The sequence below is a fragment of the Amycolatopsis nalaikhensis genome, from assembly GCF_030264295.1.
GTDB classification, from domain to species: domain Bacteria; phylum Actinomycetota; class Actinomycetes; order Mycobacteriales; family Pseudonocardiaceae; genus Amycolatopsis; species Amycolatopsis nalaikhensis.
This window is the reverse complement of record NZ_CP127173.1, coordinates 343,275-367,218: the sequence shown is the minus strand read 5'-3', so window position 1 is coordinate 367,218 and position 23,944 is coordinate 343,275. Positions and strand designations below refer to the sequence as shown.

Sequence of the window (23,944 nt, the reverse complement as noted above, 5' to 3'; positions counted from 1 at the left end):
CAGGCGCACCCGCGCCTCACCCAAGGTGAAAGCCGTGTCTCCCACGGTGAAACTCTCAGGTGCCATGACAGAGGGGGAGTTCCAGCGCACCGTTGTGTGCCCGGCCCGAGGAGCTCCCGATCACTTCCACGCAGTTCGACGCCCGCCACATCGGCCCGTCCGAGGCCGAACGCGCGAAGATGCTGGCCGAGTGCGGCTACGGCAGCCTCGACGCCCTCGTCGGCACCGCCGTCCCCAGCGCCATCCGCGCGACCAAGGAACTGACCCTCCCGCCCGCCGCGTCCGAAGAGGACGCCACCGCGGAGCTGCGCGCCCTCGCCGCGCGCAACCGGCCGATGACGCAGATGATCGGGCTCGGCTACTCCGACACCGTCACCCCCGGCGTGATCCGCCGCAACGTCCTCGAGAACCCGGCCTGGTACACCGCGTACACGCCCTACCAGCCGGAAATCTCCCAGGGCCGCCTCGAAGCCCTCCTCAACTTCCAGACCATGGTCGCCGACCTGACCGGCCTGGCCACCGCGAACGCGTCGCTGCTGGACGAGTCGACCGCCGTCGCCGAGGCCGTCACGCTCATGCGCCGCGCTTCGAAGTCCAAGTCGAACAAGGTCGTTCTCGACGCCGAGTGCCTGCCGCAGACCATCGCCGTCGTGCGCACCCGCGTCGAGGCCCTCGGCATCGAGGTCGAGGTCCGCGACCTGCTCACCGGCCTGCCGGACGAGTTCTTCGGCGTCGTCGTCCAGTACCCCGGCGCGTCCGGCGTGCTGCGCGGCCGCGGCTTCTACCAGGCCATTTCGGAGTCGGCGAAGGCCGCGGGCGCGCTGTACACCGTCGCCGCCGACCTCCTCGCCCTCACCCTGATCACCTCGCCCGGCGAGTTCGGTGCCGACGTCGCCGCGGGCTCGACGCAGCGCTTCGGCGTCCCGCTCGGCTACGGCGGCCCGCACGCCGGGTACATGTCCGTTCGCTCCGGACTCGAGCGCTCGCTGCCCGGCCGCCTGGTCGGCGTCTCGGTCGACGCCGACGGCAACAACGCCTACCGCCTCGCGCTGCAGACGCGTGAGCAGCACATCCGCCGCGAGAAGGCGACGTCGAACATCTGCACCGCGCAGGTCCTCCCGGCCGTGCTGGCCGCGATGTACGCGGTCTACCACGGCCCCGACGGTCTGAAGAAGATCGCCCAGCGCGTCCACGGCCTCGCCGCGGGCTTCGCCGACGCCCTCCGCAAGACCGGCGTCGAGGTGGTGCACGAGTCCTTCTTCGACACCGTCGTCGCGCGCGTCCCGGGCCAGGCCGCCGAGGTCCACGCGGCCGCCCGCGAAGCCGGGATCAACCTCGGCCACGTCGACGCCGACCACGTCCGCGTCGCCTTCGACGAGGTCAGCACCCCCGCGATCACCGCGAAGGTCCTTCGCGCGTTCGGGGTCGAGGAAGACGTCCAGGGCGGCGTCGCGCTGCCGAACGGCCTGGCCCGCGAGAGCGGCTTCATGGGCCACGAGGTCTTCGGCACCCACCGTTCCGAGACGGCGATGCTGCGTTACCTGCGCAAGCTGTCCGACCTGGACTACGCGCTCGACCGCGGCATGATCCCGCTCGGCTCCTGCACGATGAAGCTCAACGCCACCACGGAGATGGAGCCGATCAGCTGGCGCGAGTTCGCGGGCATCCACCCGTTCGCGCCCGCCGAGGACGCTTCCGGGTACCACGAGCTGGTCGAGCAGCTGGCGGGCTGGCTGGCCGAGGTGACCGGCTACGACAAGGTGTCGCTGCAGCCGAACGCGGGCAGCCAGGGCGAGCTGGCCGGGCTCCTCGCGATCCGCGCCTACCACCGCGCCAACGGCGACGAGGCGCGCGACGTCTGCCTGATCCCGTCCTCCGCGCACGGCACCAACGCCGCGTCCGCGGTGCTCGCCGGGATGCGCGTGGTCGTCGTGAAGTGCACCGACGAGGGCAACGTCGACCTCGACGACCTGCGGTCCAAGGTGGACACCCACCGCGACACGCTGGCCGCGATCATGGTCACCTACCCCTCGACGCACGGCGTGTACGAGCACGGCATCGACGAGCTGGCCAAGATCGTCCACGACGGCGGCGGCCAGGTCTACGTCGACGGCGCGAACCTCAACGCCCTCCTCGGCCTGGCGAAGCCGGGCGAATTCGGCGGCGACGTCTCGCACCTCAACCTGCACAAGACCTTCTGCATCCCGCACGGCGGTGGCGGCCCCGGCGTCGGCCCGGTCGCGGTGCGCGCGCACCTCGCGCCGTACCTGCCGAACCACCCGCTGCTCGACGCCGCGGGCCCGGAAACCGGCGTCGGCCCGATCAGCGGCGCGCCCTACGGCTCGGCGTCGATCCTGCCGATCTCCTGGGCCTACGTCCGGATGATGGGCGCGCCCGGCCTGACCGCGGCCACGAAGGTCGCCGTGCTCGCCGCGAACTACGTCGCTTCGCGCTTGGCGCCGCACTACCCGGTGCTCTACACGGGCCAGGACGGCCTGGTCGCGCACGAGTGCATCCTCGACCTGCGCCAGATCACCAAGGAGACCGGTGTGACGGTCGACGACGTCGCCAAGCGGCTCATCGACTACGGCTTCCACGCGCCGACGATGTCGTTCCCGGTCGCGGGGACGCTGATGGTCGAGCCGACCGAGTCCGAGGACCTGGGCGAGATCGACCGGTTCTGCGACGCGATGATCGCCATCCGCGCCGAGATCGACGAGGTGGCTGCCGGTCGCTGGACCGCCGAGGAGTCGCCGCTGCGGGGAGCCCCGCACACCGCGGAGACGCTGGTCGGGGAGTGGGACAAGGCGTACAGCCGCGAGCTGGCGGTGTACCCGGCGGGTGTTTCCCGGAAGAACAAGTACTGGCCCCCGGTGCGTCGCATCGACGGCGCCCGCGGCGACCGTAACCTCGTGTGCTCCTGCCCGCCCCTCAGCGAGTACGGCTCGTGAGTGAAAAACAGTGTTAGAACACTGTTTTTCACTCACGACCACCTACGGAAGGCGACAATGTCTCGCGAAACCTCCCTGCACGGAGTCCACAAGGGACTCGGTGCGCTGTTCACCGACTTCGCGGGCTGGTCGATGCCGGTCCGCTACGCCAGCGAGCTGGCCGAGCACAAGGCCGTCCGCGAGGCGGCCGGGCTGTTCGACCTCTCGCACATGGCCGAAATCCACGTCACCGGCAAGCAGGCGGCCGACGTCCTGGACTTCGCGCTGGTCGGCAACCTCACCGGCGTCAAGCCGGGCCGGGCGCGGTACACGATGATCTGCAACGCCGACGGCGGCGTGCTGGACGACCTGGTCGTCTACCGGCTGGCCGACGAGCACTACCTGGTCGTCGCGAACGCGGGCAACGCGCAGGTCGTCGCCGACGCGCTGGCCGAGCGCGTCGCGGGCTTCGACGCGGTGGTCGACGACCGGTCCGAGACGACCGCGCTGATCGCCGTCCAGGGCCCGAACGCCGCGGCCATCCTCGGCGCGGTCACCGACGCCGACCTGGACGCGCTCAAGTACTACGCCAGCGTCCCGGCCTCGGTGAAGGGCCACGACGTCCTGCTGGCCCGCACCGGCTACACCGGCGAGGACGGCTTCGAGCTGTTCGTCGACGCCGACGAGGCACCGGCGCTGTGGCGTCTGCTCATGGACGCGGGCGAGCCGCACGGCCTGGTCCCGGCGGGTCTCGCCTGCCGCGACACGCTGCGGCTGGAAGCCGGGATGCCGTTGTACGGCAACGAACTCACGGTCGAGCAGAGCCCGTTCGAGGCCGGGCTCGGCCGTGTCGTCAAGTTCGAGAAGCCGGGCGACTTCGTCGGCCGCGCGGCCCTCGAGGAGCGGTCCAAGCAGGACGTCCCGCGCGTGCGGGTGGGCCTCAAGGGCACCGGCCGCCGGGCCCCGCGCCACGGCTACCGGCTCCTGGCCGGGGACACCGAGATCGGCGAGGTCACCAGCGGTGCCCTGTCGCCGACGCTGGGTTACCCGATCGCCATGGCGTACGTCGATCGGGCGTACGCCGAGCCCGGCACCGAGCTTCTCCGTCGACATCCGGGGCAGGATCGAGCCCGTCGAGGTCGTCGCCCTGCCCTTCTACTCCCGCGCGTAAAGGACTTTTCCCATGAGCATCCCCGAGAACCTCAAGTACACCAAGGAACACGAGTGGCTGAAGGTCGAGGACGGCGTCGCCACCGTCGGCATCACCGCCTTCGCCGCCGAATCGCTCGGTGACATCGTGTTCGTCCAGCTGCCCGAGGCCGGCTCGACCGTGACCGCGGGCGAGGTGTTCGGCGAGGTCGAGTCGACCAAGTCGGTCAGCGAGCTGTACGCGCCGGTCTCCGGCGAGGTCGTCGAGGTGAACGGCACCACATCGGACACCCCCGAGGTCATCAACTCGGACCCCTACACCGAAGGATGGCTCCTGAAGGTGCGTCTGTCCGGGGACGTGCCGGAACTGCTCGACGCCGCCGCGTACGCCGCGCACACCCAGGAGAACTGATGACGACGTTCGACCAGCACCTGTCCGAAGTCGACCCCGAGGTCGCCGCGGCCGTCGCGGACGAGCTGAACCGCCAGCAGTCCACCCTGGAGATGATCGCCTCCGAGAACTTCGCCCCGGTGGGCGTGCTCGAGGCGCAGGGTTCGGTGCTGACCAACAAGTACGCCGAGGGCTACCCGGGCCGCCGCTACTACGGCGGGTGCGAGCACGTCGACGTCGTCGAGCAGCTCGCCATCGACCGCGCGAAGGCCCTCTTCGGCGCCGAGCACGCCAACGTCCAGCCGCACTCGGGCGCGCAGGCCAACGCGGCCGCCATGTTCGCCGTGCTCAAGCCGGGCGACACCATCCTCGGCCTCGACCTGGCCCACGGCGGTCATCTGACGCACGGGATGAAGATCAACTTCTCGGGCAAGCTGTACAACGTCGTCGCCTACCACGTCGACAAAGAGACCGGGATCGTCGACCTCGCCGAGATCGAGCGCCTGGCCGTCGAGCACGAGCCGAAGCTGATCATCGCGGGCTGGTCGGCCTACCCGCGCCAGCTGGACTTCGCCGAGTTCCGCCGCATCGCGGACAAGGTCGGCGCCCGCCTGATGGTGGACATGGCGCACTTCGCCGGGCTGGTCGCGGCCGGGCTGCACCCGTCGCCGGTGCCGCACGCCGACATCGTCACCACGACCACGCACAAGACCCTCGGCGGCCCGCGCGGCGGCCTCATCCTGTGCCGCGAGGAGCTGGCGAAGAAGATCAACTCGGCGGTGTTCCCCGGCCAGCAGGGCGGGCCCCTCGAGCACGTGATCGCGGCCAAGGCCGTCGCGCTGAAGATCGCCGCGAGCGACGAGTTCCGCGAGCGCCAGCAGCGCACGCTGGAGGGCTCGCGCATCCTGGCGGAGCGCCTTTCGCAGGCCGACTGCGCTTCGGCGGGCGTGCGGGTGCTCACCGGCGGTACCGACGTCCACCTGGTGCTCGTCGACCTCGTCCAGTCCACTCTGGACGGTCAGCAGGCCGAGGACCGGCTGCACGAGGTCGGCATCACGGTCAACCGCAACGCCGTCCCGTTCGACCCGCGGCCGCCGATGGTCACCTCGGGCCTGCGGATCGGCACCCCGGCGCTGGCCACCCGCGGTTTCCGGGCCGAGGACTTCGCCGAGGTCGCCGACGTCATCGCCGAGGCGCTGAAGCCGGGCTACGACGACGGCGTGCGCGCCAAGCTGCGTGACCGCGTCGAGGCTCTGGCGGCGAAGCACCCGCTGTACGCGGACCTTTCGCGATGAGCGCGTTGCCCGAGGGCCGGAAGCTGCTGCGTCTGGAAGTCCGCAACAGTGAGACGCCGATCGAGAAGAAGCCGTCGTGGATCAAGACGCGGGTGCGGATGGGTCCGGAGTTCACCGAACTCAAGGGCCTGGTGCGCCGCGAAGGTTTGCACACGGTCTGTGAAGAAGCGGGTTGTCCCAACATCTATGAATGCTGGGAAGACCGTGAGGCCACGTTCCTGATCGGTGGGGACCAGTGCACCCGCCGGTGTGACTTCTGTCAGATCGACACCGGGAAACCGGCGGCTTTGGACCGGACCGAGCCGCGGAAGGTCGCGGAGTCCGTCCAGGCCATGGGGTTGCGGTACTCGACGGTCACCGGCGTGGCCCGGGACGACCTCGAAGACGGCGGCGCCTGGCTGTACGCCGAGACCGTCCGCCAGATTCACGCGCTGAACCCGGGTACCGGCGTTGAGTTGCTGATCCCGGACTTCAACGCGGATCCGGCGCAGTTGGCGGAGGTGTTCGGGTCGCGGCCGGAGGTGTTGGCGCACAACGTGGAGACGGTGCCGCGGATCTTCAAGCGGATCCGTCCCGGCTTCCGCTACGCGCGGTCGTTGGAGGTCATCACCGCCGCGCGTGAGGCCGGTTTGGTGACGAAGTCCAACCTGATCCTGGGCATGGGTGAGACCCCTGAAGAGGTGGCTCCGGCGATGCAGGACCTGGTCGACGCGGGGTGCGAGATCCTGACGATCACGCAGTACCTGCGGCCCTCTGCTCGGCACCACCCGGTGGACCGGTGGGTGAAGCCGGAGGAGTTCGTCGAGCACTCCCAGGCCGCCGAGGCGATGGGCTTCGCCGGTGTGATGGCGGGGCCGTTGGTGCGCTCGTCCTACCGCGCGGGACGGCTGTACGCCCAGACCAAGCGTTACCGTGGAGAAGAGCTGCCGGGCAACCTGCAGCACCTCGCCGACCAGGGCCCGGCCGCGCAAGAAGCCAGCTCGCTGCTGGCGCGATAGGAAGGGGCGGATCAATGGCGATCAGCGTCTTCGACCTGTTTTCCATCGGCATCGGCCCGTCGAGCAGCCACACCGTCGGGCCGATGCGGGCGGCACGGACCTTTGTGGACGGTCTCGGTGACGACCTCGCCTCGGTGTCCCGCGTCCAGGCCGAGCTGTTCGGCTCCCTGGGCGCGACGGGGTTCGGGCACGGCAGCGACAAGGCCGTCCTGCTCGGGCTTTCGGGTGAGCGTCCCGAAGAGATCGACACGGACACCGTGCCGGGGCGCATCGAGGCGATCCGCGAGTCCGGGCGGCTGCGGCTGGGCGGCACGCACGAGATCGCGTTCGACGAGGACACCGACCTCACCATGCACCGGCGCAAGTCGCTGCCCGCCCACCCGAACGGCATGGTGTTCCGCGCGTTCGACGCGTCGGGCTCGCTGCTGCGGGAGCGCACGTACTACTCGGTCGGCGGCGGCTTCGTCCGCGACGAGTCGTACGAGACGGACACGGTGTTCGTCGAGGACTCGACGCCGGTGCCGTACCCGTTCCGCACTGGCGCCGACCTGCTCGCGCACTGCTCGGAGACCGGCCTCGCGATCAGCGAGATCATGCTGGCGAACGAGCTGGCGTGGCGCAGCCGCGAAGAAGTCCGCGACGGGCTCCTGCGGATCTGGGCGGTCATGGCGGAGTGCGTCCGCAACGGCTGCACGCACGAAGGCGTCCTGCCGGGCGGGCTGAAGGTGCCGCGGCGGGCACGTTCGCTGCACGAGAAGCTGCTGGCCGAGGACGGCGCGGACGACCCGTTGTACGCGATGGACTGGGTGAGCCTGTACGCGCTGGCGGTGAACGAGGAGAACGCGGCGGGCGGCCGGGTGGTGACGGCGCCGACCAACGGCGCGGCGGGCATCATCCCGGCGGTGCTGCACTACTACCAGCGGTTCATCCGGCACTCGACCGACGACGGGATCGTGACGTTCCTGCTGACGGCGGGCGCGATCGGCTCGATCCTCAAGCAGACGGGCTCGATCTCGGGCGCCGAAGTCGGCTGTCAGGGGGAGGTCGGCTCGGCGTCGGCGATGGCCGCGGCGGGGCTGACCGAGGTGCTCGGTGGAACCCCGGCGCAGGTGGAGAACGCGGCGGAGATCGGCGTGGAGCACCACCTCGGGCTGACGTGCGACCCGGTCGGCGGCCTGGTCCAGATCCCGTGCATCGAGCGCAACGCGGTGGGCGCGTCGAAGGCGATCCACGCGGCCCGGATGGCGATGCGCGGCGACGGCAGCCACGTGGTGACGCTGGACAAGGCGATCAAGACGATGCGCGAGACGGGCGCGGACATGAGCGTCAAGTACAAGGAAACGGCCCGCGGCGGCCTGGCGGTGAACGTCATCGAGTGCTGACCCGTCACTTTCCCTACGAAAGCTCCGCTCCCGATGCGGAACTTTCGTAGGGAAAGTGACGCTTTTGTCAGGTGCGGCGGTCCTCCGGGTCCACCGCCAGGCGCAGCCCCACTTCGACGAGGCGCCAGCCGAGCTGCTGTCTCCTCGTCCCCGGGTGGCGGCTCGGCACGGCTCGGCCCGGCGGGCGGTTGCGCACGCCGTGGCGCAGCTCGCTCTCGCGCTCGTGGACCAGGTCCTCGGCCATCAGGAAGTGCACCGGATCGCCCCCTGCGTCGATGTTCGGTGTCCGTGGTCCCATCGTCGCCGACCGTGGCCGTCCGGATCCACCGGTTTTCCGCACCGCGAACACAGTGTGACCGCCGCGCGAGCCCGCGGCCACTCCGAAGGTGCGCCGCGGCCTAAACTCGCGGGATGGAGTCGACCTCGGTGGTGAATGCCGGCGAAGCGCTGTTCCGGCCGGTTCGCGCGGGCAACGCCTTCGAGGAGACCGTCGAGCGGCTGCTGCAGGCCATCCGGCTCGGGGTCGTCGGGGCCGGGGAACGGCTGCCGTCGGAGCGGGAGCTCGCCGAACGGCTCGGGGTCAGCCGCGTCACGCTGCGCGAAGCCATCCGGGCGCTCTCCGACGCCGGTTACGTCGAGTCACGGCGAGGCCGCTACGGCGGCACCTTCGTGCACGACACCCTGCCCGCCCCGCCGGAACCAGGCGGCGAGGTCGACGCCGTCGCCCTCGAAGACGCCCTCAGCCTCCGGTACGTCCTCGAGACCGGGGCCGCGGAGATGGCCGCCGCCCGGTCGCTCAGCCCCGCCGACCGGCAGCACCTCACCGGCACCCTCGCCGAAGCGGCCGGGGCGAGCCTCGACGACTACCGCCGCAAGGATTCACGCCTGCACCTGGCGATCGCCGAGGTGACCGCGTCCGGGTCGCTGACCACGGCGATGGCCGACGCCCGCACCCGCGTCAACCAGCTGCTCGACCGCATCCCGCTGCTGCCGCCGAACCTCGAGCACTCCAACGCCCAGCACGAGGCGATCGTGGACGCGATCCTCGCCGGGGACGCCCCGGCCGCCCGGCAGGCCATGGCGGAGCACATCGAGGGCACGGCGTCCCTCCTGCGCGCCTTCCTGTCCTGACCGGGCGGCGACGGGGTCAGCGGGTCAGGAACTCCTCCAGCCGCAGGGCCCGGCCGACGATCCGGACGTCGCCGATCCAGCCGTGGAACACGTTGTCGAGTGCGCCGCCGTACTCGTGGCCGCCGAGGAGCCAGGGGAGGCCCAGCGAGGCGATGCCGACGGAGTCGGTGGAGGGGTTGTCGGCCACCAGGGCGCTCTCGACGTACAGCTTGGTGTGGTGCCCGTCGTTGACGACCGCGATGTGCCACCACTGGTCTTCGGGCAGGCCGTGGCTCCAGTTGGTGGTCGGGTAGGTCTGGCTGAGCGGGTAGTGGTTGAACTGCACCTCACGGCCGTTGTTCGTGGTCATGAGCTGGGCCACCGGCTCCTTCGGGTCGGTGTTCTTGCCGTGCTTGCCCGCGTCGCCGGCCGCACCCCGGCGGACCAGGACGGGCATGTTGCCGTTGTTGCCGCCGTCCCAGTCGCGCGGGATCTTCACGAACGTCTCGATGGTGTAGCCGCGCTCGAACGTCTCGGTGTTCAGCGGCGCCCGCGGCCCGGTCGTGAGATACGCGCCGTGCAGCGGGTTCTTGCCGCCGGTGAACCGCAAGGCGGCGTGGCCCGGCTGGTCCGGGTGGTGGTCGTCGGTCCAGACCAGCGCGTCGGGCGCGGTGCCGGTGACGGACTGCGGCGTGAGGTCGTTGCCGCGGCCCGACAGGTCGCGCACCCGCTGCCCGGCGGTGACGGGGCTGCCGTTCGCGCCGACGCCGTCGAAACGCCAGTACGCCAGCGTGCCGGGCACGAGCACCTTCGCGGCCGGGCGCGCCGGGCGGACCGGTACCGGGATGAAGCCGGAGAAGCGCTGCTCGAAGTCGAACGGCATCGAGAAGCGGTCGACGGACGTGGTGAGCCGCGACTCCAGCGCCTCCAGGCGGTTGCGTTCCGCGGGGTCCTTCTCGAGGATCCACGGCGAGACCGTCTCGACGTCGATGGTGTTCCGGTCGAGGTCGAAGTGGTAGAGGCGCAGCATGCCGCCGCCGCTCATGTAGCGGTTCTGGTAGTTCGTGATGTGCAGGTGCACGTCGTGGCCCGCGGAGTTCTGCTTCGTCATCCGGCCCGAGGGCCAGTAGTGGCCGTTGAGCGCGAGGAAGATCTGGTCGTTGTCCTTGACCAGCGAGTCCCACACGGTCTGGCCGTAGCCGGTGAGCTCGGCGTTGTTCTCCGGATCGCCCGACTCGTACGGGTAGACCTCGTCGCCGTAGGTCGGCGCGACGATCTCGTGGCAGGTGAGGATCACGGGCAGCCGCGGGTGCCGCTTGATCACGTCGTTCGCCCACGCGAAGCCCGCGGCCGACGTGCGCCAGTCCATGGCCAGCAGCAGCCACTCGCGCCCGGCGGCGCGGAAGACGTGCGCGGTGTTGTAGCCGCTCGCGTCCGCACCTACGAACGACTTCTTGCGGCGGAACCGCTGCGGCCCCATCGTTTCCAGGTACGGCGTCGTGCCGCGCGTGTCGTCCCCGGACACGTCGTGGTTGCCCGCGAGGACGCTGTAGGCGACGCCTGCCGAGTCCAGTGTTCTGAACATCCGGTCCACGGCCTGGAACGACGTCGCGTCCGCGTCCTGCGTCAGGTCGCCGAGGTGGGCGAGGAAGACAACGTTGTCACCTTGCGCACCGCTCCGCTCGATGACGTACCGGAACGACGCTTCCTGCGGCTCCGGGTTGATGCTGTTCTGGCTGCCCCAGTAGAGGTACTGGGTGTCCGGCATGACGGCCACGGTGAACTGGCGGCTCTCGCCGTCCGGGCGCCACCGGCCGCGGTCCTGGCCGGCCGCCGCGGCGGGGACGGCGCCGAGCGCGCCCAGCGCCGTCGCGCCGACGCCGGCCAGTCCCGCCGTACGCAAGAAGGACCGCCGGTTCGGGCCCGCCTGGTTTTCGCGCATGATCTGCCTCATTCGGTTTCCGGGGAGTTCTTCGGCGTCCGGACGCTAATCCCGCCTGCTTGAGACGACGCGAACAGCAGATGGCCCGCAGCGGGGGCGCGTCTTGACAGGATTCGAACAACTCCCGTCAAAGCTCCACCGAACCTTTTCACCCGTCCGGCCGTCATCCGTTCGTGACCTTGCCGACCGAGGAAGAAGCCGAGAAGCCGGACACCCCGCGCCGTCGCCGGTGGCGGCGGATCCGGAAGATCGCCGGGTGGACCGCGGGCGCGCTCGTCGGCGTCCCGCTGATCGCCTTCTGGGTCGCCTACCTCGTGCTCGACGTCCGCAGTCCCCAGGAGGTGCTCGCCGGGCTCGACAAGACCGTCGTCCTGCAGTACTCCGACGGGTCCGAGCTGCTCAAGGTGATCCCGGCCGACGGCGACCGGACGTTCGTGCCCTACGCGCAGATCCCCGCGAAGCTGCGTGACGCGATCATCGCCACCGAGGACCCGACCTTCTGGGACAACGCGGGCTTCGACCCGACCGGCATCGGCCGCGCGTTCCTCACCGGGGTCGGCGGCGGCTCCGGGATCACCCAGCAGTACATCAAGAAGTCCACCGGCGACGACGAAGCCACGCTCGGCCGCAAGTTCGCCGAGCTCGTGCTGGCCACGAAGATCACGCAGGAGCAGAGCAAGGAGCAGATCTTCGAGAGCTACGTCAACATCATCTCCTTCGGCCGCGGCACGTTCGGCCCCGCCGCGGCGATGCACGCCTACTTCGGCAAGAAGCTCGACGACTCGATGACCTGGAGCGAAGCCGCGTTCCTCGCCGGGATGATCCAGTCGCCGTCGGTGCACGACCCGGCCGCCTCCGGCGACGCCCACGCGGCCCGGCGCTGGCAGTACGTGCGCGACAAGCTCGTCGCGCGCGGGTACGTGAAGAGCGACGAGCCGATGGCCTACCCCGGCGCCGAGGTCCAGCCGCCGTCGGAGACGCGCGCCGGCCGCGTCACCTACGACGAGTTCCACCTCAAGCAGCAGGTCCTCGCCGAGCTGGAGCAGGACGGCTTCCCGCTGGGACGGCTCCAGCAGGGCACCATGACGGTCGAGACGACGCTCGACCGCGGCATGCAGGACGCCGCGATGAAGGCGGTGCGGGACCGGCTGAAGAACGAGCCCAAGGAGTTCCGCGGCGCGCTGGTCGCCGTCGACCCGAAGACCGGCGCCGTGCGTGCCTACAACGGTGGTGACCAAGGCGTCCGCGACTACGCGGGCACGCCGCACGCGATCGGGTCGGCGTTCTACCCCTTCACCCTCGCCGCCGCCCTGCGCCGCGGCTACGGTCTCGACCAGCCGATCCCGGCCCCCGAGCGGCAGGAGTTCCTCGGGGAGACGTTCCAGTACCCCGAGGTCTGCGGCCCGAAGTGCTCGCCGTCGACGGCGATGCGGACCCAGGCGGACGGCCCGTTCATCGCGCTGGCGAAGCAGCTCGGCCCGGACGCGCTCAGCGAAACCGCGCGGCAGGCGGGCATCCCGGAGACCGTCGACGGCGTCCCGACCCTGCGCGAGAAGGACGGCTTCCTGATCGGGCCGGGCATCGCGATCGGCCGGTATCCGTTGCGGCCCTTGGACATCGCGGGCGCGTACGCGACCTTCGCCGCCGACGGCCTGCGCGCGACCCCGCACCTGGTCGCGAAGGTGCGCGACGAAAGCGGCACGGTCGTCTGGGAGCACCCGGACACCGCGGCCCCGGCGTTCGGCGACGACAGCCGCCGCATCGCCCGGGACGTCACCACCACGCTGCGCACCTCGCTGCCCGACGGCCGCCCGGCCGCGCTGCGGTTCGGCGCGGCCGAGCACGGCAACTCCCCGGACAACCAGGACGCCTGGGCGGTCGGCTACACCCCGCAGCTGGCGACGGCGGTCTGGATCGGCTCCGACGACGACCGGCGGCTCAAGGACGCCACCGGCGCCAAGCTCACCGGCGACGTCGTCCCGGCCGACATCTGGCGCACGTTCATGACCGCGGCCCACGAGGGGAAGCCGGTCCATCCGCTGGGCGATCCCGAGCCCGGGGTCGAGGCGCGCCCGCCGCGGCGGTGAGGGTCAGCGGACCAGGGCGAGGACGAATCCGTCGTGGCCCTTGGTGCCGACGGTCTGGACGGCGGTCGCGTCCAGCCGCGGCTCGCCCGCCAGCACCTCGAACATCTCCCGCGCGCCGAGGACGTTCGGGTCGGTGCTCGCCGGGTCGGCGACCCCGCCCCGGCGGACCACGTTGTCGACGACGATCGTCGTGCCCGGCCGCGCCAGGTCCAGCGCGGCGCGCACGTAGTTCGCGAGATTGGCCTTGTCGGCGTCGATGAACACGAAGTCGAACGGCCCGGTCAGCGTCGGCAGCGTGTCCAGCGCCGCGCCGACGCGGATTTCGGCGACGTCCTCGCCGAAGCCCGCGCGCGCCAGGTTGGCCTTCGCGACTTCAGCGTGCTTCGGCTCGTATTCGCAGGTCACCAGCTTGCCGCCGGGCGGGAGCGCGCGGGCCAGCCAGATCGTGCTGTACCCGCCGAGCGTGCCGATCTCCAGGATCGTCTTCGCGCCGGCGAGGCGGGCGAGCAGGTTCAGCAGCTTGCCCTGGTTGGGGGCGACGGCGATCGACGGCAGCCCGGCCGCGGCCGAGTCGGCGAGCGCCTCGTCGAGCACGGGATCGGGGGCGAGCAGCGCGCCGGTGAGGTAGTCGTCGACTTCGGCCCAGGTCTTGTCGGTCATGGCACCTCCACCGCCAATCTAGCGAAGGGGCGACGTGGGATCATGCTCACCGGACGGCCGACGGCGGGAAGGTGGACATGGACGACTACCGCGTCGTCGCGGACGCCCTCGCCGCCGACATCGAAGCCGGCCGCCTCCGGCCCGGCGACCGGCTCCCGCCGCAACGCCGCTTCGCGCGCCAGCGCGGCATCGCGAACTCCACCGCCGCCCGCGTCTACGGCGAGCTCGTCCGGCGCGGCCTGGCCGTCGGCGAGGTCGGCCGCGGCACGTTCGTCCGCGCCGCGAAGCCGCCGCCCGAACCCGCGCTCGCCGAACCGGGCGGCGCCCGCGTCGACCTCGAACTCAACTTCGCCGTGCTGCCGGACCAGTCCGCGTTGCTGGCCAAGGCCCTTGAGCCGTTGCTGCGCGACGACGTCCTCACGGCGGCCCTGCACCCGATCGGCGCGGCGGGCACCCGCGCGGCGCGTGAGGCGGCGGCCGCGCTGCTCACCCGCGGCGACTGGCGGCCGGACCCGGCGACGATCCTGTTCACCGGCAACGGCAGGCAGGCCATCGCGGCGGCGATCGCCGCGTTCGTGCCGGTGGGGGAGCGGCTCGCGGTGGAGTCGCTGACCTACCCGGTGGTGAAGGCGGTCGCGGCCCGGCTCGGCGTCGAGCTGGTGCCGATCGAGACGGACGAGTCCGGGCTCGTGCCCGAGGCCCTGGTCGCGGCCGGGCCGGTGCGTGCCCTGTACGTCCAGCCGACCCTGCACAACCCGCTCGGCACGACGATGCCCGAACGCCGTCGCGCGGAGCTGGCCGACGTCGTCGCCCGGCTGGACCTGCCGGTGATCGAGGACGGCATCTACACGTTCCTGCGCGACGACGTCCGGCCGTTCGCCGCGTTCGCGCCGGAGCGCACGGTGTTCGTCGACAGCCTCTCCAAGCGCGTCGCCCCCGGGCTGACGGCGGGGTTCCTGGTGCCACCGCCCGCGTGGACCGCGCGGCTGGCGTCGTCGGTCCGCTCGGGCGCGTGGGCCGCGTCGCGCTTCGCCGTCGAAGCGGCGACGCAGTGGATCGTGACGGGCACCCTGGCCGAAGTCGAAGCCGCGAAACGCCGTGACGCCGCCGAGCGGGCGTCCGTGGTGGCGGAGAAACTGCCGGGCCTGCGCGGCGACGCGGCGTCGTACCACCGCTGGTGGGAGCTGCCGGACCAGTGGCGCGCGGAGACGTTCGTCGCGGCGGCGGCCCGCCACGGCATCGCGCTGTCCCCGGCGGCGGCGTTCGCGGTCCTGCCGGGGCACGCGCCGAACGCCGTGCGGATCGCGGTTTCCGCGCCGCCGGTCGAGACGCTGGCCGCGGCGCTCGACGTCCTCGCCGGGCTGGCGAACGGCAGCCCGGACGACCTGGCGGCCGACTGACAGCCGCGTGCCAGCGCCGTGTGCGCCGCCCGCCAGCGGTCCGCGCCAGCCTTCGAAGGTCACCGAGAATTCGAAGGAGCACAGGGATGCACACCCCAGTCACGATCATCGGCGCCGGGCTCGGCGGGCTCACCCTCGCCCGCGTCCTGCACGTCCACGGGATTCCGGCGGAGGTCTACGAGGCCGAGTCGTCGCCGATGGCCCGGACGCAGGGCGGGATGCTCGACATCCACGACTACAACGGGCAGCTCGCCGTCGAGGCGGCCGGGCTCATGGCCGAGTTCCGCGGCCTGGTCCTGGAAGGCCGTCAGGCGATGCGGATCCTCGACCACGGCGGGACTGTCCTGTTCGAGCAGGGCGACGACGGCACGGGCGGGCGTCCCGAGGTGCAGCGCGGGGAACTCCGGCGGATGCTGCTGGACTCGCTGCCCGAAGGCACTGTCCGATGGGGACACAAGGTCACCGGCGTCCGCGCGCTCGGGGATGGCCGTCACGAGGTGAGCTTCGCCGATTCCGGCGTGGTCGTCACCGAGCTCGTGGTCGGGGCGGACGGCGCGTGGTCGCGGATCCGGACCCTGCTGTCGGATGCGCGGCCCGAGTACATCGGCGAAGCCTTCGTCGAGACGTACTTGTACGACGCCGACACCCGGCACCCGGCCACCGCGAAGGCGGTCGGCGGCGGCTCGCTGATGGTGCCCGCGCCGGGCAAGGGCATCCACGCCCACCGGGAAAGCGGCGACACGCTGCACACCTACGTCTCGCTGACCCGGCCGATGGAGTGGTTCGACACGATCGACTTCACCGATCCGGCGACGGCCGCCGCGCGGGTCGCGGCGGAGTTCGACGGCTGGGCACCGGAAATCACCGCGTTGATCACCGACTTCGACACCGCGCCGGTCCTGCGTCCCCACTACACGTTGCCGATCGGCCACCGCTGGGACCGGACGCCGGGCGTGACGCTGGTCGGCGACGCCGCCCACCTCATGCCCGCCAACGGCGAAGGCGCCAACCTGGCCATGCTGGACGGCGCGGAACTCGGCCGGGCCATCGCCGCGCACCCCGGCGACGTCGAAACGGCGTTGGCCGAGTACGAGGCGGCGATGTTCCCGCGGGCGGCGAAGATCGCCGCGGAGAGCGTCCGGTTCGGCGAGCTGTTGTCCGGCGCCGAGGGCGAGGACGTCGCCCGGACGTTGATCGACGTGTTCAGCACGATCAACGAGGCCGCGCGGGCGTCCTGAGGTCAGGGCACGTACTTGCCCACGAAGCTGCCGCAGGTGACGACGCGGCCCGTCAGCCGGTCCTGGATCGCCTTCTCCAGCCCGAGGTAGGTGAACACCGGCGTGTCGGCCGGAACCTCGGCCGGCACCGGGCCGCCCGTCGCCAGCACCCGCGTCGGCACCGTCTGGAACAGCACCAGGTAGCCGCCTTCGCGGTTGAGCGCGTCGGCTTCGGCGAGCATCCGCTCGGGCGCGTCGCCGACGATCTCCAGCGGCAGCGGCCACTCCAGCGGGAACGGGTTCCGCAGCCCGAACGCGGGGTAGGCGAAGGCGTTGTCCGGCAGGACCGCCGTGCGTGGCGCCGGGAAGCGGTCCAGGCAGCCGCGGATCTGCTCGACGTACCGGAAGGTCGAGGGGTTGGTGCGGATCCCGGCCATCGCCGGGCTGACGTCGCCGAGGTCCGCGGTCAGCCGGTCGTGCCCGAGATCGAGGTAGGCGGCCTGGTCGTGGCGGACGACGACGACCCAGCCGCAGACCGCCACCGCCGTGAGTCCCGCCGTCGCGGTCACCCAGCGCCGCGCCAGGCGGGGCCGCGGCGGGACGACGTGGCTCAGCAGCAGCAACGCCGTCAGGGCGAGGGTTCCGGTGAGCAGCGTCGGCGTGTCGTTGCCCCAGGACAGGCTGGTCATGAACCCGGTGGCGAGCACGAGCAGCCCGGCCCACGGCACCTTCCGCCGCACGGCCGCGTTCACCGGCACGCTCACCGCGACGATCCACCACAGGACGTCCGCCCAGCGCGAGGAGCCGGTGAAGCGGCCGTCGACGACCGTCCAGACCACCGCGGCCGCCCCGGCGAGCACGAGCACCCAGGAGGCGGCGCGCCCGGCCGCGCCGAGCCGGTCGCCGGGCAGCCGCACGGCGAGCAGCACGACGGCGATCGCGGCGAAGAAGCTCAGCTCCCGCACCGGCGCCTTCGTCAGGACTTCGGGGTCTTCCAGCCAGAGGCCGAGCAGGCGTTCGCCGTAGGCGGGCACGCCGCCGGTGAGCTGCTCGACCATCTCCGTGAAGCCGCCGCCGAGGCTGACCCAGGCGACGTACAGCAGCCCGGGCGCGCCGAGCGCGAGCAGGTCGAGGAGCACCCGCAGCGCGCGTCGCGAACCCGCCCGCGTCGCCGGGTGCAGCAGCAGCCAGAGCACGCCGATCACCGCGGCCAGCGCGAAGCTCTGCTTGACGAAGACGGCGCAGCCGAGCAGCACCAGCCCGCCGCGGCGGGCGAAGGCGCGGCCCTCGCGCAGGCCCGCGTCGAGCGCCCAGGCACCGCACGCGGTGAGCGCGATGCCGTCGACGGTGTGCCAGGCCATCAGCGGGAAGGCGTTGAGGTTGATCAGCGACGCGGCCGCGACCATCGCCGTCATGCCCGGACCCCAGTCCAGGACGCGGCGGCGCGTGACGAGCGTGGCGAACGCGATCGTCGCGACGATGATCTCGATCATCGACAGGAAGCTCGACCCGAAGAACAACGGCATGGGCAGCGCGTAGTCGACGACGTGCAGGACGGCGGACCCGAGCGGGCGCGCGGAGATGATGTCGGCGTGCGGGACCTCGCCGTGGAGCACGCGCCAGGCCTGGGCGAGGATGAAGCCCTGGTCGGAGGGGTGGAACCCGAACCGGCCGACGCGGAGTTCGGTGGCCAGCGCCAGCACGACGACCCAGCCGGCGTGCACCGCCCAGAGCCACCGCGGCCGCGCGGGCCGGGCGGCGGCGGACTCGGGCTCGGCGGCGCGCGCAGGACTCGCCACGTCCACGCCTGCCCGCCTTCCGCTCCCGATCACACCCGGAAAGCGATGGTAGCGGCCGCGGCGGCGACGGACATGACGAGCACGCTGGTCCGGTCCAGAGCGCCCCAATGTGGCCTTCGGTGCGTCAGACGCACCGAAGGCCGCCTTGGGTGCGTCTGACGCAACCAAGGCCACATTGGGGCGCTTGCTACCTGGCTGTGCCGATCGCGGCCGTTTCCTCCGCTACGGCGTGGCGTTCCCCAGTGCTGGATCCCATTGCGAACTCCCCAGTTCCCGAGCCCGCTCCGGTGAGCGGGACTCGCGCGAGGGTAGCGCCGCGCCCGCGTTTCGGCGGAAAACGCGGGGATCAAGCACGGCGGCGCCAGAAAAGGCGGGTCACCGCCGCCGCGACCGACGCCGGCGCGGGGCGACGCGGCAGGTCGCGCGCCTCCGGGGCCGACTCCGGCATCGCCCGGTACGCCAGGTGCGCGGCGAAGCGGGCGAGCCGCGGCGTCACGAGCGTCGCCAGCTCGGCGGCGCGGCCTTCGGGCAGGCTGAGGATCTCCGGCCGCTCCTCCAATGCCTTCACGACGAGCGCTGCCGCGCGTTCCGGGCTGCTCGACGGGAGGCCGCGGTAGCCGGTCGGGGCGATCATCGGCGTCCGGACCAGCGGCATCCGGACCGACGTGAACGTGATCCCGTCGGACAGCGTCTCGCGCCCGGCCGCCAGCCCGAACTCCTCCAGCGCCGCCTTCGACGCGAGGTACGCCGAGAAGCGCGGGGTGTCGGTCTGCAGGCCCTGGGTCGTCACGTTGACGACGTGGCCGAACCGGCGCTCCGCCATCGACGGCAGGAACCCGAGGATCAGCCGCACCGGGCCGAAGTAGTTGATCGCCATCGTGCGCTCGAAGTCGTGGAACCGCTGCGTCGACAGCGCGACCGAGCGCCGGATCGACCGGCCCGCGTTGTTCACCAGCATGTCGACCGCGCCGTGCTCGCCGAGGACGTCCTTGACCAGCGCGTCGACGGCGTCGCCGTCGGTGAGGTCGCACGGGAACGCCGTGGCCAGCCCGCCTGCCGCCGTGATCTCGTCGCGGACCTCTTCGAGCTCCGAAGCGCGGCGGGCCACGAGGATCACCTTCGCGCCCTTGCGGGCCACGGCCAGCGCCGTCGCCCGGCCGATCCCGGACGACGCGCCGGTGACCAGCACGGTCCGCCCGGCCAGGCCGTGGGTCCGGCGGGCGCGGTCGGGGTCGAGGTGGGCCCGCCAGTAGCGGTAGAGCGGCGCCGCGTAGTCGCGCAGCTCCGGCAGCTCGATGCCGCTGCCGAACAAGGCCGTCGTCGTGCGCGCGGTGTCGAAGACGACGTCCATCGTCAGGTGCGGCAAGACCTCCAGGGGCACCCCCAGCTCTTCCAGGACGGCGGCTCGGGCGGCCCGGCCGCCGGGCAGGCGGTCGACCCCGGCCGCGGCGGCCTTCGCGACCCGGCCGCCGACGCGCCGCACCACGCCGGACGGCTTGTCCGGCAGCACCGCGCGGATCGTCGGCCCGCCCGCGGCGCGCGCGAAGGCGTTGTAGACGGAGTTGAGCGCCTGCGGCCGGGCGGCGGCGAGGTGGTAGGTCGCCCCGGACGGCGCGTCGCGGTGCATCAGGTACTCCATCGCCTCGACGACGTAGTCGACCGGCACCAGGTTGGTCGCACCGAGGTCCGGGGCGGCGAGCGGCAGGCGCCGGGGCAGCGCCGCCAGCCGCGAGATGGCGGGGAGGAAGAAGTAGGGGCCGTCGACCTTGTCCATCTCGCCGGTGCGCGAGTCGCCGACGACCGCGGACGGCCGGTAGACGCGGTAAGGCAACGGCTGCTCGCGCACGAGCTTCTCGGCCTGGAACTTCGTCGCGTGGTACGGCGAACCGAAGTGCTGGCCGAGGTCGAAGTCGGCTTCGGTGAACCGCCCGGCGTGGTCGCCCGCGACCGCGATCGACGACACGTGGTGCACCAGCCCCGCGTCCGCCGCGGCCGCGAAGGCCAGCAGGTGGCGGGTGCCCTCGACGTTGGCGCGCCGGTTGGCCTCCTCGCCGGCGGTGAGGTCGTAGATCGCGCCCAGGTGGACGACGTGGTCGAGGGGTCCGAGCCCGGCGGGGTCGACGCCGAGGCGGGGTTCGGCGAGGTCGCCGACCACCGCGTGCAGCTTGTCCGCGCCCGCCCAGTCCCGGGCGAGGGTGGCCAGCCGCTCGCGGGACGTCTCCCGCACCAGCGCGTATACGGCGGTGGTCTCCGGCCGCCGCAGCAGGCGCGCGACCAGGCGTTTCCCGATGAAGCCCGTCGCGCCCGTCACGAAGTAGGTCGTCATGGCCGGTCCCTTCCGTCGTCGGGCCGACTCTAACCTACTGGAAAGTAGGAACGGTAGTTGTCAGGTTTCGGCGGTCTCTTCGGCCGTCGCGACGACGGCGTCGCGCAGGGCGGCGCGCAGCCGTCCGACGTCGAGCGGGCCCAGGACGGCCGCCTCGCCCGGCGGCGCGACCAGCACCACCTTGTCGTTGCTGACGAACACCGTCACGTCCCTTCGCCTGCCGGCCAGATCCCGGCAGCCGACCGACCATTCGCCCCGACTCATGGTCGCCGCCTCCGTTTTCCTCGTCGTGGTCGTCTTCGTGCGGGGGTGGGACGGAGGCCGCGGACCGGCTATGACGCCGGTTCACCCGATCTGCCTACTCGCGGGTTTTCTCTTGCGCTTCGCGGATTTCCCGCGTATCCCCCGGTCGTGTCCCGGCCGGTTCGGGAGTAGCGTCCGCGCCAGAGTCGACGTGGGAGGTCACTGATGTCGGAGCCGCGGAAGATCGTCATCGTCGGTGCCGGCCTCGGCGGGGCGTCCGCCGCGGCCGCGTTGCGCGAGCGCGGTTACACCGGGGAAGTCCTGCTGATGGGCGCCGATCCGCACCGTCCGTACGAGCTGCCGCCGTTGTCGAAGGGCGTGCTTCTCGGCAACACCGACGAGCCCGACTGGGTGCACGAGGAGAAGTACTACGCCGAGCACGACATCCGGTTCACCCCCGGCGTCACGGCGACCCGGGTGGAGCTCGGTGCGCGCCTGGTGCTGGACGACGCGGGCGGCGAGCACCGCTACGACCGCCTGGTGCTGGCGACCGGCTCCCGGCCGCGGACGCTCCCGGTGCCGGGCGGCGACCTGCCGGGCCTGTACACGCTGCGCAGCCTCGACGACTCGCTCAAGCTGCGGTCGGCGTTCGCCGAAGCCGAGCGCGTGGTGATCGTCGGCGCGGGCTGGATCGGCTCCGAGGCGGCCGCCGCGGCCCGCACGCACAACGCGGACGTGACGGTGGTGGACCCGGTGCCGGTCCCGCTGGCGAACGTGGTCGGCGAGACGGTCGGCGGCGTGTTCCGCGACCTGCACACGTCGAACGGCGTGCACTACCGCCTGGGCGAGCAGGTCGCGGAGATCACCGGCGGCCCGGACGGCGTCCGCGGGGTCCGCTTGAGCGGCGGCGAAGAGCTGACGGCGGACGTGGTGCTGATCGCGGTGGGCGCGGCACCCCGGGTGGAGCTGGCGCACGCGGCGGGCCTGGAGCTGGCCGACGACGGCGGGGTGTGCGTGGACGCGGGCCTGCGCACGGCGGCCCCGGACGTGTACGCGGTGGGCGACATCGCGGCCCACTTCCACCCGCGCTACGGGCGTCGCATCCGCGTGGAGCACTGGGCGAACGCGAAGGACCAGGGCGCGCACGTGGCGCAGAACCTGCTGGGGGAGAACGAACCCTTCCTGGCGTCGCCGTACTTCTTCACCGACCAGTATGACGAGAACACGGAGGGGCCGCACATCGGGTGTGAGTACCGTGGACTCGCCGACCTGGACCGTGACCGCCTGGTGGTGCGTGGTGACCTTAAGGCTTACGACTTCACGGCGTTTTGGGTGACGCCCGAGAACGAAGTCAGTGCGGCCATGAACGTCAATCAGTGGGACGATGGGGATGCACTCGCACGTCTCGTTGACGAACGTCTCAAGGTCACTGACGACCAACTCAAGACAGGCAACCTTGCCGACATTGGCTAAGCGTCCAGCTTCGTGAGTTCGAGCCTGCGCGACGCCCACTCACTCTCACGCCAAGAGGCAGGCATGGCTGCGATAGCTTCACGCGCCGTCCGGGCAGCTTCCTTGTCGTCGCCGAGAGCGTGTAGGACGAACGCCCGTTGACCGTGGAAGAACGAAGGGACGTACCAATAGGCGGACGCGGGAAGTTCGTCGCTGTCATCGGGGAGTTGGTTCACAAGCTTGTCGGCGTCGTTGAGCGCCCGCACAGCTTCGCTCTTCAAGCCGTCACGTGCCAACACTTCCGCACGCTGAAACTCCGTATATGTGCGAAGTCCGATGTTCACGCGGTCATCGCGCCCGGCCGCAGCGTTCAACGCTTCCGCGCTACGCAGGTTGTTACGGCGCAGGTTGCGATACGCGTTGAATGACAGCGCCATTGCGAGGCGTTCGGGGTCGTCAGCTTCAAGGGCAAGCACAGAGGCGCGGTCAAGGTGCTTGCGCGAGTCGTCCCAGCGCTCAAGCGGGATGCTCAACCAACCTAGGTACTGCTCAAGCTCCGAGAGAAGCCCTACGGCTTCGTTGCGCACATCTCCGCGTGAGTTCTCGGCGAGACGCGAGACCATCGAACGCTGAGCCTGCACAGTCGAGATCACGTCGGCCGCACTCGTGGCATCTTCCAAGCGCCTCACACTGGCCAGCACATCACCGATGGCAGTAAGCGCCTTGCGGTCGGTGTGGACGCGCCCTGAGAGCGCCTGAGAGACGCGCTCAGCGTCCCTGTCGGCCACGAACCCTAAGTCACGCTCTGAGGCGTCGAGGATCGCGCACAGGGCCGCGCGGATGATGGGGGAGGGACGGCGGACGATGCCACGTTCCAATTTTCCAAGGTGATTGCTGTCGAACGCTGAGAGACGGCCCTGAGGATCGTTCGCAGTCACCCACTCACGGACAAGTGCGGCGAGTTCGTCACGGCCCATCTGAGTGCCCGGGTGCAGGCGCGACGGCATGGCCTCACGGGCAAGGCGCAGGCGATCGTTTCCGCTGCTCGGCACACCCTCATCCTACCTTCCCTGAACTTCCCCCACGTCTTCCCTGCACACAGCGTCACTACGTGACGACGCTTGATGTCATGATCAAACTTCCCCACGAAGTGAGCATCGTGATCGTGTTGTTCGGCATGTTTGCTCTCCCCACTGCGGTCCTCATCGTCGGCGCAATTCGGTCACGCAAGGAAAAGAGGCAGGGCCGATGACACTTGTTCGTATCCGGCTTGCCCCTGGAACCGCGCCCGAAAGCAAGCGGGTCGTTCACCTGGTCCTGATGCGGACGTTCAACGAAGCCGTCGAAATCATGCAGGATGGGAACGTGGAAACGCTGTGCGGCGAAACCCTCGTTCTCGAACAGTGTGACGTTCTCATGGGAATTGCTGGGATGCCCTGCTTTCCGTGTCTACAGAACACGCCGAGCGAAGGTGACGACGTTCCCGAACAACGCCAAATCGAGAACGGCTTTCAACGGATGGGAGATCAAGGAACGTTCCGTATGTCCGGTGCTATCCCGTAA

19 protein-coding genes and 1 pseudogene are annotated in these 23,944 nt (G+C 71.1%); 13 read left to right on the top strand and 7 right to left on the bottom strand.

Features of this window, described 5'->3' with window-relative positions:
• Positions 1-119 precede the first annotated feature (119 nt).
• From gcvP to QP939_RS01805, 6 genes and pseudogenes are all read left to right on the top strand, one after another.
• Positions 120-2,951 (top strand): aminomethyl-transferring glycine dehydrogenase, encoded by a 2,832-nt coding sequence (gene gcvP / locus QP939_RS01830; protein ID WP_285459616.1) that lies wholly within the window; start codon positions 120-122, stop codon positions 2,949-2,951.
• 57 nt (positions 2,952-3,008) lie between these two features.
• Positions 3,009-4,101, top strand: a pseudogene (gcvT, locus tag QP939_RS01825) (glycine cleavage system aminomethyltransferase GcvT).
• 12 nt (positions 4,102-4,113) lie between these two features.
• The gene (gcvH, locus tag QP939_RS01820) at positions 4,114-4,491 is read left to right on the top strand and encodes a glycine cleavage system protein GcvH (protein WP_285454730.1); all 378 of its coding nucleotides are present in this window, start codon (positions 4,114-4,116) and stop codon (positions 4,489-4,491) included.
• Positions 4,491-5,765 (top strand): serine hydroxymethyltransferase, encoded by a 1,275-nt coding sequence (gene glyA / locus QP939_RS01815; protein WP_285454729.1) that lies wholly within the window; start codon positions 4,491-4,493, stop codon positions 5,763-5,765. The genes gcvH and glyA overlap by 1 nt, the downstream gene beginning before the upstream one ends.
• Complete coding sequence (gene lipA, locus QP939_RS01810; protein WP_285454728.1) at positions 5,762-6,763, top strand: lipoyl synthase; 1,002 nt, start codon at positions 5,762-5,764, stop codon at positions 6,761-6,763. Before glyA ends, lipA begins: the two co-directional genes overlap by 4 nt.
• Positions 6,764-6,777: 14 nt before the next feature.
• Entirely contained in the window at positions 6,778-8,145 is a 1,368-nt protein-coding gene (locus QP939_RS01805; RefSeq protein ID WP_285454727.1) for an L-serine ammonia-lyase, read from the top strand.
• A gap of 67 nt (positions 8,146-8,212) precedes the next feature.
• On the opposite strand, the gene QP939_RS01800 is transcribed toward QP939_RS01805, so the two are convergent.
• Positions 8,213-8,443: a hypothetical protein gene (locus QP939_RS01800; protein ID WP_285454726.1), complete on the bottom strand. Its 231-nt coding sequence runs from the start codon at positions 8,441-8,443 to the stop codon at positions 8,213-8,215.
• Positions 8,444-8,556: 113 nt separating this feature from the next.
• Between QP939_RS01800 and QP939_RS01795 the strand changes: the two genes are divergently transcribed.
• Positions 8,557-9,276, top strand: coding sequence for a FadR/GntR family transcriptional regulator (locus QP939_RS01795; protein WP_285454724.1), 720 nt, complete (start codon positions 8,557-8,559; stop codon positions 9,274-9,276).
• 16 nt (positions 9,277-9,292) lie between these two features.
• On the opposite strand, the gene QP939_RS01790 is transcribed toward QP939_RS01795, so the two are convergent.
• Positions 9,293-11,197, bottom strand: a complete 1,905-nt coding sequence (locus tag QP939_RS01790; RefSeq protein ID WP_285454723.1) for a LamG-like jellyroll fold domain-containing protein — start codon at positions 11,195-11,197, stop codon at positions 9,293-9,295.
• 173 nt (positions 11,198-11,370) lie between these two features.
• On the opposite strand from QP939_RS01790, the gene QP939_RS01785 reads away from it, so the two are divergent.
• A complete protein-coding gene (locus QP939_RS01785) occupies positions 11,371-13,284 on the top strand; it encodes a transglycosylase domain-containing protein (protein WP_285454721.1) in 1,914 nt (637 codons plus the stop codon).
• Between the two features lie 3 nt (positions 13,285-13,287).
• Here the strand turns inward: QP939_RS01785 and QP939_RS01780 are convergent, their stop codons facing one another.
• A complete protein-coding gene (locus tag QP939_RS01780; protein WP_285454720.1) occupies positions 13,288-13,944 on the bottom strand; it encodes an O-methyltransferase in 657 nt (218 codons plus the stop codon).
• A 77-nt stretch (positions 13,945-14,021) separates the two neighbouring features.
• Between QP939_RS01780 and QP939_RS01775 the strand changes: the two genes are divergently transcribed.
• Positions 14,022-15,344 (top strand): aminotransferase-like domain-containing protein, encoded by a 1,323-nt coding sequence (locus QP939_RS01775; RefSeq protein WP_285454719.1) that lies wholly within the window; start codon positions 14,022-14,024, stop codon positions 15,342-15,344.
• Positions 15,345-15,430: 86 nt separating this feature from the next.
• A complete protein-coding gene (locus tag QP939_RS01770) occupies positions 15,431-16,582 on the top strand; it encodes an FAD-dependent oxidoreductase (protein WP_285454718.1) in 1,152 nt (383 codons plus the stop codon).
• Between the two features lie 2 nt (positions 16,583-16,584).
• Here QP939_RS01770 and QP939_RS01765 read toward each other — a convergent pair whose 3' ends face one another.
• The 3 genes from QP939_RS01765 to QP939_RS01755 form a co-directional block, all read right to left on the bottom strand.
• Positions 16,585-18,366: a hypothetical protein gene (locus tag QP939_RS01765; RefSeq protein WP_352250059.1), complete on the bottom strand. Its 1,782-nt coding sequence runs from the start codon at positions 18,364-18,366 to the stop codon at positions 16,585-16,587.
• Between the two features lie 340 nt (positions 18,367-18,706).
• Positions 18,707-20,686, bottom strand: coding sequence for an SDR family oxidoreductase (locus QP939_RS01760; RefSeq protein WP_285454716.1), 1,980 nt, complete (start codon positions 20,684-20,686; stop codon positions 18,707-18,709).
• Between the two features lie 60 nt (positions 20,687-20,746).
• Positions 20,747-20,950 carry a hypothetical protein gene (locus QP939_RS01755; RefSeq protein ID WP_285454715.1) on the bottom strand — a complete coding sequence of 68 codons (204 nt, stop codon included), beginning with the start codon at positions 20,948-20,950 and terminating at the stop codon, positions 20,747-20,749.
• A gap of 204 nt (positions 20,951-21,154) precedes the next feature.
• Between QP939_RS01755 and QP939_RS01750 the strand changes: the two genes are divergently transcribed.
• The gene (locus QP939_RS01750) at positions 21,155-22,402 is read left to right on the top strand and encodes an NAD(P)/FAD-dependent oxidoreductase (protein ID WP_285454714.1); all 1,248 of its coding nucleotides are present in this window, start codon (positions 21,155-21,157) and stop codon (positions 22,400-22,402) included.
• Here QP939_RS01750 and QP939_RS01745 read toward each other — a convergent pair.
• The gene (locus QP939_RS01745; RefSeq protein WP_285454713.1) at positions 22,399-23,433 is read right to left on the bottom strand and encodes an NsdA family TPR-like regulatory protein; all 1,035 of its coding nucleotides are present in this window, start codon (positions 23,431-23,433) and stop codon (positions 22,399-22,401) included. The two genes, QP939_RS01750 and QP939_RS01745, sit on opposite strands and share 4 nt — an antisense overlap.
• Positions 23,434-23,492: 59 nt before the next feature.
• Here QP939_RS01745 and QP939_RS01740 point away from each other — a divergent pair, with 59 nt between their 5' ends.
• Together QP939_RS01740 and QP939_RS01735 are read left to right on the top strand one after the other, a co-directional pair.
• Positions 23,493-23,633: a hypothetical protein gene (locus QP939_RS01740; RefSeq protein WP_285454712.1), complete on the top strand. Its 141-nt coding sequence runs from the start codon at positions 23,493-23,495 to the stop codon at positions 23,631-23,633.
• A gap of 68 nt (positions 23,634-23,701) precedes the next feature.
• Entirely contained in the window at positions 23,702-23,944 is a 243-nt protein-coding gene (locus tag QP939_RS01735) for a hypothetical protein (RefSeq protein WP_285454711.1), read from the top strand.